Origin of the sequence: Streptococcus sp. sy010 (assembly GCF_007859175.1) — a bacterium.
Classification (GTDB): domain Bacteria; phylum Bacillota; class Bacilli; order Lactobacillales; family Streptococcaceae; genus Streptococcus.
In genome coordinates, this window is record NZ_VOHO01000003.1 from 84,539 (window position 1) to 99,257 (window position 14,719).

The 14,719-nt window shown below is 38.8% G+C and carries 9 protein-coding genes; 8 read left to right on the top strand and 1 reads right to left on the bottom strand.

What is annotated here, in order from left to right:
• Positions 1-23 precede the first annotated feature (23 nt).
• The 4 genes from FRX51_RS03760 to FRX51_RS03775 all read left to right on the top strand — a co-directional run bounded on the left by FRX51_RS03760 (position 24) and on the right by FRX51_RS03775 (position 3,248).
• Positions 24-1,139: an aminotransferase gene (locus FRX51_RS03760; protein ID WP_146495962.1), complete on the top strand. Its 1,116-nt coding sequence runs from the start codon at positions 24-26 to the stop codon at positions 1,137-1,139.
• A gap of 61 nt (positions 1,140-1,200) precedes the next feature.
• On the top strand, positions 1,201-1,740 hold the full coding sequence (gene rsmD / locus FRX51_RS03765; RefSeq protein ID WP_261379149.1) for a 16S rRNA (guanine(966)-N(2))-methyltransferase RsmD: 540 nt from the start codon (positions 1,201-1,203) through the stop codon (positions 1,738-1,740).
• Positions 1,730-2,230 (top strand): pantetheine-phosphate adenylyltransferase, encoded by a 501-nt coding sequence (coaD, locus tag FRX51_RS03770; RefSeq protein WP_146495967.1) that lies wholly within the window; start codon positions 1,730-1,732, stop codon positions 2,228-2,230. The genes rsmD and coaD overlap by 11 nt, the downstream gene beginning before the upstream one ends.
• Entirely contained in the window at positions 2,208-3,248 is a 1,041-nt protein-coding gene (locus tag FRX51_RS03775) for a SepM family pheromone-processing serine protease (RefSeq protein WP_146495968.1), read from the top strand. The genes coaD and FRX51_RS03775 overlap by 23 nt, the downstream gene beginning before the upstream one ends.
• 29 nt (positions 3,249-3,277) lie before the next feature.
• On the opposite strand, the gene FRX51_RS03780 is transcribed toward FRX51_RS03775, so the two are convergent.
• On the bottom strand, positions 3,278-3,646 hold the full coding sequence (locus FRX51_RS03780; RefSeq protein WP_146495971.1) for a glyoxalase: 369 nt from the start codon (positions 3,644-3,646) through the stop codon (positions 3,278-3,280).
• Positions 3,647-3,835: 189 nt separating this feature from the next.
• Here FRX51_RS03780 and FRX51_RS03785 point away from each other — a divergent pair, with 189 nt between their 5' ends.
• The 4 genes from FRX51_RS03785 (at position 3,836) to FRX51_RS03800 (ending at position 14,655) form a co-directional block, all read left to right on the top strand.
• Positions 3,836-11,530, top strand: coding sequence for a MucBP domain-containing protein (locus FRX51_RS03785; protein ID WP_146495973.1), 7,695 nt, complete (start codon positions 3,836-3,838; stop codon positions 11,528-11,530).
• Between the two features lie 179 nt (positions 11,531-11,709).
• A complete protein-coding gene (locus FRX51_RS03790) occupies positions 11,710-11,946 on the top strand; it encodes a hypothetical protein (protein ID WP_146495975.1) in 237 nt (78 codons plus the stop codon).
• 152 nt (positions 11,947-12,098) lie between these two features.
• A complete protein-coding gene (locus FRX51_RS03795; RefSeq protein WP_146495977.1) occupies positions 12,099-14,225 on the top strand; it encodes a Tex family protein in 2,127 nt (708 codons plus the stop codon).
• The gene (locus FRX51_RS03800; protein WP_146495979.1) at positions 14,212-14,655 is read left to right on the top strand and encodes a SprT family protein; all 444 of its coding nucleotides are present in this window, start codon (positions 14,212-14,214) and stop codon (positions 14,653-14,655) included. The genes FRX51_RS03795 and FRX51_RS03800 overlap by 14 nt, the downstream gene beginning before the upstream one ends.
• Positions 14,656-14,719: the final 64 nt, after the last annotated feature.

Consider the following 14,719-nt stretch of genomic DNA (forward strand, 5'->3'; position numbering starts at 1 on the left):
CGCTTAAAATGAAAGGATAAGTTATGGAGATTCAAGCTTTTGGAGTGGAAGAATGGCTAAATGTTTGGGAGAATGATGCTCGCTATGACATTGCGGGTAGTTCGATTGCTTCTTTGACCCTAGATGACATCTTAACGCTTGGCAATCAAAAAGAAAGTCTATTGGAACAACTAGCAGCAAAAACCATGAATTATGGCTGGATTGAGGGATCGCAAGCTTTTAAGGAAGAAGTCGCTAGTTTGTACCGACAGGTCAAGCCTTCTCAAGTCTTACAGACCAATGGAGCGACAGGTGCCAATCACTTAGCTCTTTACGCCCTGATTGAGCCAGAAGACCATGTTGTTTCCCTTTACCCGACCTACCAACAGCTTTATGATATTCCAAAATCTTTAGGATCTGACGTTTCCTTTTGGCACATTAGGGAGGAGCAAGATTGGTTACCATCTTTGGATGAATTACGCCAGTTAATCCGTCCAAACACTAAGATGATTTGTATCAACAATGCCAACAATCCAACAGGGGCGGTTATGGATCGCTCTTTCTTAGAAGAATTGGTTAGTATTGCTAAAGAAGTGGGTGCCTATATCCTATCAGATGAAGTGTATCAACCTTTAGAGAAAGATTTAGACGTGCCTGCTATCGTTGATCTTTATGATAAGGGGATTTCTACCAACAGTTTATCCAAGACTTATTCTGTTCCTGGAGTTCGGATTGGCTGGGTGGTAGCCAATGAAGCAGTAACAGATATTTTTAGAAAATATCGTGACTATACTATGATTTGTAGCGGTGTCATTGATGATTTTTTGGCAGTTCATGTGTTGAAACATCGCGAAACGATTTTATCACGTAATCGTGCTTTGGTGGCTAAAAACTTAGCCATTGTCAAAGACTGGGTGGCAAAGGAAAAACGTGTGTCATTGATTTTTCCACGCCATGTGTCAACCTCGTTCATCAAACTTGATATTCCAGAAGAAACCGAAAAGTTCTGCATTCGTCTATTGAAAGAAAAAGGGGTCTTGCTTGTTCCAGGAAACCGTTTTGACATGCCAGGCTATGCAAGGCTAGGTTATTGTACTTCGACAGACACTCTAATCAAAGGATTAGCAGCCTTATCTGAATTTTTAAGGCAGTATGATTAAAACCAAGTAAGGACTTGGTTTTTCTTTAGCTTTTAAGCCAAAATTTGATATAATAAAATTTATGAGAGTTGTAGCAGGAGAATTTGGTGGCCGTCCCTTGAAAACCTTGTCTGGTCAAACAACACGACCTACCACAGACAAGGTCAAAGGAGCCATGTTTAATATGATTGGGCCTTATTTTGATGGGGGCAGGGTTTTAGATTTGTTTGCTGGTAGTGGTGGCTTGGCTATTGAAGCCATTTCACGTGGAATGAACCAAGCCGTCTTAGTTGAAAAAGACCGCAAGGCTCAGCAAATTATAGAAGCGAATATTCAGATGACTAAACGACAAGCTGCTTTTCAATTGTTAAAAATGGATGCCAATCAGGCTTTAAGTCAATTAACAGGTCAATTTGATCTGGTCTTGTTAGATCCTCCTTATGCTAAAGAAGAAATTGTTAAACAAGTCACGTTATTGGAAGAAAAAGGGCTTTTAACAGAAGAAGTGATGATTGTCTGTGAAACTGATAAGGCAGTAGCTTTGCCAGAAGAATTTAGTCAATTTGGTATTTGGAAACAAAAAATTTATGGAATTAGTAAGGTAACCGTCTATGTCCGCTAAAATAGGTCTTTTTACAGGAAGCTTTGATCCAATTACCAAGGGTCACCTTTCTATTATTGAACGAGCCAGTCAATTGTTTGATAAACTCTATGTAGGACTCTTTTATAATCAAGAAAAAAAAGGATTTTTTGACATTAACCAGCGTCAAATCTTTTTACGAGATAGTCTAGCACACTTGTCTAATGTTGAAGTGATCGTCGCTCAAAACAGTTTAGCAGTTGATGTTGCCAGACAGTTACAGGTGACACACTTGGTGCGTGGTTTACGTCATCAAGCTGATTTAGATTATGAAATGAGCTTGACTTATTTTAATAAGCAATTGGCTCAAGAATTGGAAACTGTCTTTTTCTTGACTGATTTTCAATACCAATATGTGAGTTCTAGTCGGGTGCGTGAACTGATTGCTTTTGAAACAGACATCAGTCCCTATGTTCCCGACCCAGTTTCAAAGAAAGTGAAAAGTAGTTATGAAACGCATCAAAAGATTTAGATGGTGGTTAGGAGTTAGTTTAGTCTTAGCCATCTTGTTTACCTTTTTTTATCCGCTACCTTATTATATCGAAACGCCAGGTGGTGCTTATGATGTACGAACAGCTTTAACAGTAAATAACAAGGATGATGAAGCACAAGGCTCTTACAATTTTACAGCAGTCAGTGTTAGTCGAGCAACGCTTGCCCGTATTTTATATGCCCTAGCGACTCCTTTTAGTGAAATAGCGTCAGAAGAAGGCACAACAGGTGGTTACAGTGAAGAAGAGTTTATGCGGATCAACCAGTTCTACATGGAAACGTCACAAAATGGAGCTATTTACCAAGCTCTAACCTTGGCGAATCAACCAGTTAGTCTAAACTTTTTAGGTGTTTATGTGTTAGATGTTGCTAGTGATTCAACATTTAAAGGCATTTTAAACCTAGCTGACACGGTGACAGGAGTTAATAATCAAACCTTCAAAAGCTCTAGTGAATTGATTGACTATGTTGGTGGTCTTGACTTGGGTGAAACGGTTTCTGTCCAATACACATCAGACGGTAACAAAAAATCTGCCAAGGGTAAGATTATCAAACTATCAAATGGCCGTAATGGTATCGGTATCGGCCTAGTTGACCATACAGAAATTGTGACCGATGTTGATGTTCAGTTTCAGTTGGAAGGGGTCGGTGGCCCAAGTGCTGGCTTGATGTTTACTCTGGCGATTTATGATCAGTTGATTGATGATGATTTGCGTCAAGGACGTGTCATTGCTGGAACAGGGACAATTGAGCAAGATGGTTCAGTTGGCGATATTGGTGGTGCAGCCTTCAAGGTGGCGGCAGCCGATGCGATTGGTGCAGATGTTTTCTTCGTTCCCAACAATCCAGTTGACAAGAATGTCTTAAAGACCTATCCTGATACGAAAACCAATTATGAAGAAGCCTTAGAAGCAGCCCAACAATTAGGAACCAAGATGAAGATTGTTCCTGTTAAAACGGTTCAGGAAGCTATTGATTACTTAAAAGATAATAAATAAGGTTGAGAAAACTCTCAACCTTATTTTAATTAGACTTCTCTAACGGCATAATACTGTCCGCTAGGAGCTTGGAAATTAAAGTTTTTGAAAGGTTGCTCCTGAATCGGGCTGACTTGGGCAGAAACTTCCTTGACCCGAGCATGTAACCCAACCAAATCACTACTTTCAAATAAAATACTTGGCTGATTATCAGCTACCTCTGGTGACATTTTTTCAATAAAAGATAAGTCAAAAACGGTAAAGGTGACAGGAGAGTTAGGCTCGACCTTCATATCAAAGGTTGGGTAGCCCATGATGTCCTCTTTTTCTATAATCACAAAACCAAGTGCCTGCCAAAATGTTTTTTCAGCTAGAACGTCCTTACTGTAAAGCATCAAACTAAATGTACTGTTCATCATCAATCACTCCTTTTTTCTTGATGGTTTATTTTAACATAATGTCATTTTTTTAGATGATAACGGTTGTATTTTTTGAATTAAAATGAATATTTCATAAAAAATCTAAAATAGTTGACAAAATAGGGGGGGGGGTATATTATGTAAGTAAGTGTCTATTATACACAAATTTTATAAAAAGGAGTAGGATAATTGTTTAAAGATAATAAGCATAAGGACACAGCTCAACGTTTCACGATTAAAAAGTTTAAGTTTGGTGCTGCGTCAGTTTTAATCGGTACAGTATTTGCAGTTTTTGCAGGTGCTGCTCAAGCCGAAACAGAAACATCAGTAACTGAAAGTACAACGTCAACGACGCTTGTGTCAGAAACTGAAGTTTCATCTACTGAAGTATCAACAGTAGAAACACCTGTTGTTGCAGAAGAAGTGGTTTCTGAGCCAGTAGCAAACTCAGAAGAAACAGTAGCTTCATCAGAAGTTGCAACATCAAGTGAGGAAGTTTCTGAAGAAAGCAAGTCAGAAACGTCAACATCTTCAGGCGAAGAAACGGCTAAAGAAACGAAAGCAGAAGCAACGCCAACTACAACTTCAGCTTCAACAAGTGCATCAGTTGTGACACCTTCTCGTGTTGTAGCGACCACTTACAAAGTGACTTATACAGATGTTGACACTGGTGTAGTGATTTCCAATGGTCGTAGCAAGTCAACAGTTACTACAACAAGTTTGCCAGTTGAAGAGACCGACAAGGTAACGTTTGAAGTCACTGAGAAAGCGAACATGTCACTGCCAGAATTGACTGGCTACAAGTTGGCAGCAGGTCAAGCCGAGGTTCAAGCAGCCATCATTACTTATGGTGATTCTAAGAGTCGTATCCTCAACTTTAATGTGGTTAAAGAAGATGTAGCAGCTGCAGGTGGTAACAATGATAATGAGCTAGAATTAGCTGGTTTCCGTGCAACTGATTCAACAACGACGACTTCTAGTGATGAGGTTGAAGAGCAAGATACAGGCTTGTATGCAGCAGAAGACAAATTCACCAACAAAGATGGTGTTGTATATGCTATTGATTGGACTACTGGTAGTATCATAGAGATGGATGTCAAAGAAGGTGTTGAAAGTATCATCGCTTCAGGTCTTGATCAGAAGTCTGATATTGGAACCCTCCAAAGTTACATCGACAAATACAAAGCTCTATATGCAGAAGATTATGACAACTATAGCCCTAGAGGTTGGAAATTTAATAGTTTAGGGCTTACTGATAATGGTAAAGAAGCCTATGTTATTTTACATGCTCAAGGAATCAATAGACAAGCAGTAGATTATCCAGTAGCTATAGCTATCTTAAAATTCGATGTAGATAAGGGAGAGTGGACAGCTGTTTCTGACTACAAGTCATGGGATGGAGCAAACCTTATTGATACAAGTAATAACAGTATAACCATGGGAACGGTGGATCCAACGACCGGTCTTTACTATTTTGGTACATCAGAGTTCGGTTATAACCCGTCGTTCTCAGAAGTTATTCCTGCAACTAAAGAAGAGTCAGAAACAGACGAAGCAAAAGCAAAAGCAGATATTATTTTGCGTTTATGGACATATAATCCTGAAACAGGTCAAGTGATTAATGCAGGTTATATCAAAACAGGTATTAATCAATATAATGGTCCAGGAGTGTCCACTAATGGTGACTTTGCTTTTACGCAAGATGGTGATTTAACGATTGTTTTCCGCCCTGCATCTGGTAATTTAGCAACTAACAAATTATCAATTGCATATACAGTTGATGCAGAAACCATCACAGCGGCAGGAACTTCTGGTAGCAAATATAACAAAATCGAAGGTAAACTATCAACACCGTTCTATGTTGCTGATGTGACTAATGGTGTTGGTGTAGATTCAGAGGGTGTTATTTACTATTCTACAGGTTACAGTACGGTTGGTAAAATTGTTCCTCAGGGAGATGGTAATTATACTGCTGAGTCTGCAATTTTCAAAACAAGTTTTACAGAAGATACTTCTGACTTGGCTGCTGTAACTTATCGTGCACCAGGTACAGTTGAAATTACTTATGTTGATATTGACACAGGTGAAACCATCAAGGAAAAAATACAAGATCCAAAAAATGGTAAACGTGGTGACACTTATGATACAACAACAGCAGATAAAAAATTAACAACAATTACAACAACAGATGGTAAAACGTATGAATTAGTACCAGAAGAAACAACTGTTGTAAACCCTGATGGCTCAGAAGGAACTGAAACAGGTCGTTTGAAATCAGGAAAAACTGTAGTATCTTACAAATATCGTGAAGTTAAGGGTGACGTTGTTGTCAATTATGTAGATAAAGAAGGCAACGTTCTTCAAGCACCAGTAGAAGACACGACAGACGCTTCAACTGGCACTGACTACGACACAACCGATAACAAACCAGAAACAATTGTTACAGAATCAGGTAAAACGTATCGTTTGGTCTCTGATTTAACAGAAGGTAACGAAACAGGGACAGTAACTAAAGGTACAACTGAAGTAACCTATGTTTATGAAGAAGTAAAAGGTACAGTAGTTGTTAATTACACAGATACTGAGGGTAATGTCATTAAGTCTCAAGTAACCGATACGCCAGAAAGTTCGACTGGAACTTACTATGAGACAACCGACAACAAACCAGAAACAATTGTTACAGAAGATGGTAAGACTTACCGTCTAGTATCAACAAAAGGTACAGAAAAAGGTAATGTAACCGAAGGTACAACTGAAGTAACTTACGTTTATGAAGAAGTAAAAGGAACAGTAGTTGTTAATTACACAGATACTGAAGGGAATGTCATTAAGTCTCAAGTAACTGACACATCAGAAAGTTCAACTGGCACTGATTACGACACAGCAGACAACAAAGAAACAACCATTACTAAAGATGGTAAAACCTATCGTCTTGTTCCAAGTAAAACTAAGGGTAATGAAACTGGCAAAGTAACTGAAGGCACAACTGAAGTAACCTATGTTTACGAAGAAGTAAAAGGTACAGTAGTCGTTAACTATGTTGATGAAAATGGTAATGTTCTTCAAACGCCAGTAACAGACACAACAAACGTTTCTACAGGTACTGAGTACGACACAACAGACTACAAACCAACAACGATTACTAAAGATGGTAAGACATATGAGTTGGTTAAAGTTGCAGATGATAGTGCTTCTGAAACAGGAACAGTAACTGAAGGTACAACTAAAGTAACTTACGTTTATAAAGAAGTAACTCCAGCGAAGACAGGTACAGTAGTTGTTAATTATGTTGATGAAAATGGTAATGTTCTTCAAACGCCAGTAACAGACACAACAAACGCTACAGAAGGTACTGAGTACGACACAACAGACTACAAACCAACAACGATTACTAAAGATGGTAAGACATATGAGTTGGTTAAAGTTGCAGACGATAGCGCTTCTGAAACAGGAACAGTAACTGAAGGTACAACTGAAGTAACTTACGTTTATAAAGAAGTAACTCCAGCGAAGACAGGTACAGTAGTCGTTAACTATGTTGATGAAAATGGTAACGTTCTTCAAACGCCAGTAACAGACATAACAAATGCTACAGAAGGTACTGAGTATGACACAACAGACTACAAACCAACAACCATTACTAAAGATGGTAAGACATATGAGCTGGTTAAAGTTGCAGATGATAGTGCTTCTGAAACAGGAACAGTAACTGAAGGTACAACTAAAGTAACTTACGTTTATAAAGAAGTAACTCCAGCGAAGACAGGTACAGTAGTCGTTAACTATGTTGATGAAAATGGTAACGTTCTTCAAACGCCAGTAACAGACATAACAAATGCTACAGAAGGTACTGAGTATGACACAACAGACTACAAACCAACAACCATTACTAAAGATGGTAAGACATATGAGCTGGTTAAAGTTGCAGATGATAGTGCTTCTGAAACAGGAACAGTAACTGAAGGTACAACTAAAGTAACTTACGTTTATAAAGAAGTAACTCCAGCGAAGACAGGTACAGTAGTTGTTAACTATGTTGATGAAAATGGTAACGTTCTTCAAACACCAGTAACAGACACAACAAATGCTACAGAAGGTACTGAGTACGACACAACAGACTACAAACCAACAACCATTACTAAAGATGGTAAGACATATGAGTTGGTTAAAGTTGCAGATGATAGTGCTTCTGAAACAGGAACAGTGGCTGAAGGTAAAACTGAAGTAACTTATGTTTATAAAGAAGTAACTCTAGCGAAGACAGTTACAACTTACGTTGATGAAGCAGGTAACACGCTTGCACCTCAAGAAGATGGTAACCAACCATCAAAAACTATCGAAGGTTATGAGTTAGTTAAATCTGTTCCAGATGAGAATGGTAATACTGTTCATACATACCGCCCAGTATCAACCACATCAGTTATCACAACTCACGTTGATGAAGATGGTAATACACTTGCACCGCAAGAAGATGGTACGAAATCATCTAAAGATATTGAAGGCTACGAGTTGGTTAAATCAACAGTAGATGAATCAGGTAATACACAACATGTTTACCGTCCAGTGTCAACTTCAACTACATCAGTTGTCACAACTTATGTTGATGAAGATGGTAATACACTTGCACCGCAAGAAGATGGTACGAAATCATCTAAAGATATTGAAGGCTACGAGTTGGTTAAATCAACAGTAGATGACTCAGGTAATACACAACATGTTTACCGTCCAGTGTCAACTTCAACCACGTCAGTTGTCACAATCTATGTTGATGAAGAAGGTAACACGCTTGCACCTCAAAAAGATGGTAACCAACCATCAGAAACGATTGAAGGTTATGAGTTAGTTAAATCTGTTCCAGATGAGAATGGTAACACTGTTCATACATACCGTCCAGTATCAACCACATCAGTTATCACAACTCACGTTGATGAAGATGGTAATACACTTGCACCGCAAGAAGATGGTACGAAATCATCTAAAGACATTGAAGGCTACGAGTTGGTTAAATCAACAGTAGATGAATCAGGTAATACACAACATGTTTACCGTCCAGTGTCAACTTCAACCACATCAGTTGTCACAACTTATGTTGATGAAGATGGTAATACACTTGCACCGCAAGAAGATGGTACGAAATCATCTAAAGATATTGAAGGCTACGAGTTGGTTAAATCAACAGTAGATGATAAAGGTAATACTGAACATGTTTATCGCAAAGTATCAGAAACAACACCAGTAACAACTTATGTTGATGAAGATGGTAATACACTTGCACCACAAGAAGATGGCACTCAACCATCTCAAAACATTGAAGGTTACGAATTGGTTAAATCTGTAACAGATAAAGATGGCAATACAGTTCATACTTATCGTAAAGCAGTGACACCAATTACTACTTATGTTGATGAAGAAGGTAACACGCTTATCCCTCAAAAAGATGGTAACCAACCATCAGAAACGATTGAAGGTTATGAGTTAGTTAAATCTGTTCCAGATGAGAGTGGAAATACTGTTCACACGTATCGTCCAGTATCAACTACATCAGTTATCACAACTCACGTTGATGAAGCAGGTAACACACTTGCACCGCAAGAAGATGGTACGAAATCATCTAAAGATATTGAAGGCTACGAGTTGGTTAAATCAACAGTAGATGATAAAGGTAATACACAACATGTTTATCGTCCAGTGTCAACTTCAACCACATCAGTTATCACAACTTATGTTGATGAAGCAGGTAACACACTTGCACCGCAAGAAAATGGTACGAAATCATCTAAAGACATTCCAGGTTATGATTTAGTTAAGTCAACAGTTGAAGAAAATGGTAATGTTGTTCATGTCTATCGTAAAACTCCAACAGACGCAGATAAGAACACACCAACAGTTGATAAAGTTGAAGTAACTGAAGGTACACCAATTACAGAGAAAGATATTACAGATAAAGTAACTAATATCCCAGACGGCTCTAAAGTGACTGTTAAGGATCCATCAAGCATCCCAGGTACAGACACGCCAGGTGATAAAGGTACAGTAACTGTAGTTATCGAGTATCCAGATGGCTCAACGAAAGAAGTTGAAGTTCCAGTTGTTGTAACACCGAAGACACCAACCGATGCAGATAAGAACACGCCAAGCGTAGGCGGCGTTGAGGTTGTAGAAGGTACGCCAATTACAGAGAAAGATATTACAGATAAAGTAACTAATATCCCAGACGGCTCTAAAGTGACTGTTAAGGATCCATCAAGTATCCCAGGCACAGACACGTCAGGTGATAAAGGTACAGTAACTGTAGTTATCGAGTATCCAGATGGCTCAACGAAAGAAGTTGAAGTCCCAGTAGTTGTCACACCGAAGACACCAACGGATGCAGATAAGAACACGCCAAGTGTAGGCGGCGTTGAGGTTGTAGAAGGTACGCCAATTACCGAGAAAGATATTACAGATAAAGTAACTAATATCCCAGAAGGTTCTAAAGTGACTGTTAAGGATCCATCAAGCATCCCAAGTACAGACACGCCAGGTGATAAGGGTACAGTAACTGTAGTTATCGAGTATCCAGATGGCTCAACGAAAGAAGTTGAAGTCCCAGTAGTTGTCACACCGAAGACACCAACGGATGCAGATAAGAACACGCCAAGTGTAGGCGGCGTTGAGGTTGTAGAAGGTACACCAATTACAGAGAAAGATATTACAGATAAAGTAACGAATATCCCAGAAGGCTCTAAAGTGACTGTTAAGGATCCATCAAGCATCCCAAGTACAGACACGCCAGGTGATAAAGGTACAGTAACTGTAGTTATCGAGTATCCAGATGGCTCAACGAAAGAAGTTGAAGTTCCAGTAGTTGTCACACCGAAGACACCAACCGATGCAGATAAGAACACGCCAAGCGTAGGCGGAGTTGAGGTTGTAGAAGGTACGCCAATTACCGAGAAAGATATTACAGATAAAGTAACTAATATCCCAGAGGGCTCTAAAGTGACTGTTAAGGATCCATCAAGCATCCCAAGTACAGACACGCCAGGTGATAAAGGTACAGTAACTGTAGTTATCGAGTATCCAGATGGCTCAACGAAAGAAGTTGAAGTCCCAGTAGTTGTCACACCGAAGACACCAACAGACGCAGATAAGAACACGCCAACAGTTGATAAAGTTGAAGTAACTGAAGGTACGCCAATCACCGAGAAAGACATTACGGATAAAGTAACAGGTATCCCAGAAGGCTCTAAAGTGACTGTTAAGGATCCATCAAGCATCCCAGGAACAGATACGCCAGGTGATAAAGGTACAGTAACTGTAGTTATCGAGTATCCAGATGGCTCAACGAAAGAAGTTGAAGTCCCAGTGGTTGTCACACCGAAGACACCAACGGATGCAGATAAGAACACGCCAAGCGTAGGCGGCGTTGAGGTTGTAGAAGGTACGCCAATTACCGAGAAAGATATTACAGATAAAGTAACGAATATCCCAGAAGGCTCTAAAGTGACTGTCAAGGATCCATCAAGCATCCCAAGTACAGACACGCCAGGTGATAAAGGAACAGTAACTGTAGTTATCGAGTATCCAGATGGCTCAACGAAAGAAGTTGAAGTCCCAGTAGTTGTCACACCGAAGACACCAACTCCATCAACAAATGGTACTGGAAATAACGCTTCAACAGCTAACAATGCTAAACCAGCTGCTCCTGCAGTGAAAGCACCAGCTGCTAGCTCATCAACTAAAGCAGCTAATCAAGGTCAAGCATCAGCTAAAGCAAGTGCGAAAATGGAAACTCTTCCTAATACAGGTACTGAAAGCAATGCATCAGCAACTGCAGCAGGTATTGGTATGATTCTTGCAGCTCTTGGCTTTGCAGGTAAACGTCGTCGCAAAGAAGACTAAGCCTAAGGCTTCTAATCTAAGTTAACTACTTACCTAGTTTAGCTTGGTTAGACAAACACCCCTTTCTATTTTAGGAAGGGGTGTTTTAATTATTGCTACATCTAATTTATACTATAATGGCCAGATTAAGATTGTTTTTTCATTTTTTGATATAATAAAAGACAAATGGAGGTACCTAGATGATAAATATCTATAAAAACTATTGGAAAAAATCCCTCGTATTTTCAGGAAAGAGTTCATGGAAAGAGTTACTAATATGTCTCGTAATTACGTTGCTTCTTTTGGCAGTGACTTACCTTATTCCAATTTTATTGCCACCATCTTTGGAAAATCTAGGATCAGATTTATGGGATATATTGACAGCTTTTCTTTTATTTCCAATGATTGCCATGACCGTTCGTGTTTTAAATAAATAATGAGAAAAAAGCAAGTTCATAATAACTTGCTTTTCTATATTGGGAGATAGATCTAATATTGAGGAAGATGACTTATTTGAAAACATAATAATAAAGGCACTTAATTTTTGTTTTAGATTGAATGATTTTAGGATAAATTATATAATATTTTCATGGAAAATATAATGAAAATTGCAGAGCAACTAGCTATTAAAGAAGGTCAGATTAGTCAGGTTTTGAGTTTGGCAAGTGAGGGAAATACTATTCCTTTTATTGCTCGTTATCGAAAAGAAGCAACTGGTAATTTAGATGAAGTTCAGATTAAGGCGATTCTTGATTTGGATAAGACGTTGACCAACTTAGCTGAACGTAAAGAGACAGTTTTAGCCAAGATTGCCGAGCAGGGAAAATTAACTCCTGCCTTGCAAAAAGCTATTGAAGACGCTGAAAAGCTGGCAGACGTAGAAGAACTTTATTTACCTTATAAAGAAAAACGTCGAACCAAGGCAACCATTGCTCGAGAACAAGGTTTGGCAGACTTGACACGTTTGATTTTATTAAATGATCCACAACTTATGACAAAAGCTGAAGACTTTGTTTCCGAGCAAGTTCCTACGGTAGATGCAGCTCTTGAAGGTGCGGTGCATATCTTGATTGAAGCTTTGTCCGAAGACAGTCGTTTACGTTCTTGGACTTATAATGAAATTTTCACTTACAGTTTTCTAAAAACAAGTCTGAAAGATGAGAGTTTGGACGATAAGCAGATTTTTCATATTTATTATGATTTTAGTGAAAAATTAGCAGAGCTCAAGGGATATCGTGTTTTGGCCATCAATCGTGGTGAGAAATTAGGTGTTTTAACGGTTAAATTTGAGCACCATTTAGAGAAAATTTATCGTTTTTACCAATCTCGTTTTAAGGTTTTAAATCGTTATATTGAAGAAGCTGTAGTTAAGGCTGCTAAAAGTAAGATTATTCCAGCTATGGAAAGACGGATTCGTTCGGAGTTGACAGAGAAAGCTGAAGATGGTGCCATTAGTCTGTTTTCAACCAATTTACGCCAATTACTTCTAGTCTCTCCTCTTAAGGATAAGATTGTGCTTGGCTTTGATCCAGCCTTTAGAACAGGTGCTAAATTAGCTGTTGTTGATCAAACAGGAAAGCTTTTAGCAACAGAGGTTATCTACCCTGTTCAACCAGCTGCAGCTAGTAAAATTGAACAAGCTAAAGAACGTCTATCTCAGCTGATTGAGACTTATCAAGTGGATATTATTGCTATTGGTAATGGGACAGCCAGCCGAGAAAGTGAGGCTTTTGTAGCCGAAGTCTTACAAAAACACCTTAACACGTCTTATGTTATTGTCAATGAAAGTGGAGCATCCGTTTATTCTGCTAGTGAGTTAGCTAGAGCAGAGTTTCCAGACTTGACCGTCGAAAAACGTTCAGCTATTTCTATTGCCCGTCGCTTGCAAGATCCACTAGCAGAATTGGTTAAGATTGATCCTAAATCAATTGGTGTGGGGCAATATCAACATGATGTGGGACAGAAGAAATTATCTGAACAATTAGACTTTGTCGTTGAAACGGTGGTCAATCAGGTTGGAGTTAATGTTAATACAGCCAGTTCAGCCCTACTTGCTCATGTGGCAGGTTTGAATAAAACCATTTCTGACAATATTGTGAAATACCGTGAAGCACATGGTCGTTTACGTAACCGTCATGACATTAAAAAAGTCCCTCGCTTGGGTGCCAAGGCTTTTGAACAGGCGGCAGGCTTTTTGCGTATCCCTAATGGTGACAATTTGTTGGATAACACAGGTGTTCATCCAGAATCATATGCTACGGTAACAAAACTGCTTGATTATTTGGGAATTGAACAATTGGATGAGTTGGCAAAAACCAAATTAGCTCAATTAGACATTGATGTTACAGCAGAAAAATTGAATGTGGGTGTTTTAACCTTACAAGATATTATTGCTGATCTGTTAAAACCAGGACGCGATTTGCGAGATGATTTTGCCAGTCCTGTCTTACGTCAAGATATTTTGGAATTGAAAGATTTAAAAATTGGGCAAAGACTAGAAGGAACTGTTCGTAATATCGTGGATTTTGGTGCCTTCGTTGATATTGGTTTACACGATGATGGTTTAATCCATATTTCTGATATGAGTCAGTCCTTTATTAAACATCCAAGCCAAGTGGTTTCGGTAGGTGACATCGTGACGGTTTGGATTAAGAGCATTGATGATAAGCGTGAAAAACTCAATTTAAGTTTGGTAGCTTTAGATGAACCTAACTGATTATGTGAAGCGAGTATCTGAGGAGGATTTTGGTTTGCCTTTTAAGCACGAAGCAAAGTGGAATCCTCGTCTAAGAACAACCGGTGGTCGTTTTTTCTTAACAGATGGTCACTTAGATTTTAACCCTAAAATTTATGAAGCCTATGAGTTAAGTATTTTTCGTCAGATTGTTCGCCACGAGCTTTGTCATTACCATCTCTATTTTCAAGGTAAGGGTTACCGTCATCAAGATGATGATTTTAAACAATTGTTACGATCTGTCGATGGTTTACGTTATACGCCAAGACTGACACCAAAATTATTGTTTTCCTATTGTTGTGATGTTTGTGGGCAGACTTATCATCGTAGGCGACGCTTCAACTTAGAGCGTTACCGTTGTGGCTCTTGTCGTGGTCGATTATTTTTAAAAAATCAGTCTTATGACGGATGATTTTATCATCAAAATAGCCTATAATAAACTCATTAAAAGATGAAAATCCATAACAGGAGGATTT

What these genes read in the sequence shown, in the direction of transcription:
- FRX51_RS03760 (WP_146495962.1), top strand. Translation starts at nt 24, where the DNA reads ATGGAGATTCAAGCTTTTGGAGTGGAAGAATGGCTAAATGTTTGGGAG.
- rsmD (WP_261379149.1), top strand. Translation starts at nt 1,201, where the DNA reads ATGAGAGTTGTAGCAGGAGAATTTGGTGGCCGTCCCTTGAAAACCTTG.
- coaD (WP_146495967.1), top strand. Translation starts at nt 1,730, where the DNA reads ATGTCCGCTAAAATAGGTCTTTTTACAGGAAGCTTTGATCCAATTACC.
- FRX51_RS03775 (WP_146495968.1), top strand. Translation starts at nt 2,208, where the DNA reads ATGAAACGCATCAAAAGATTTAGATGGTGGTTAGGAGTTAGTTTAGTC.
- FRX51_RS03780 (WP_146495971.1), bottom strand. Translation starts at nt 3,646, where the DNA reads ATGATGAACAGTACATTTAGTTTGATGCTTTACAGTAAGGACGTTCTA.
- FRX51_RS03790 (WP_146495975.1), top strand. Translation starts at nt 11,710, where the DNA reads ATGATAAATATCTATAAAAACTATTGGAAAAAATCCCTCGTATTTTCA.
- FRX51_RS03795 (WP_146495977.1), top strand. Translation starts at nt 12,099, where the DNA reads ATGGAAAATATAATGAAAATTGCAGAGCAACTAGCTATTAAAGAAGGT.
- FRX51_RS03800 (WP_146495979.1), top strand. Translation starts at nt 14,212, where the DNA reads ATGAACCTAACTGATTATGTGAAGCGAGTATCTGAGGAGGATTTTGGT.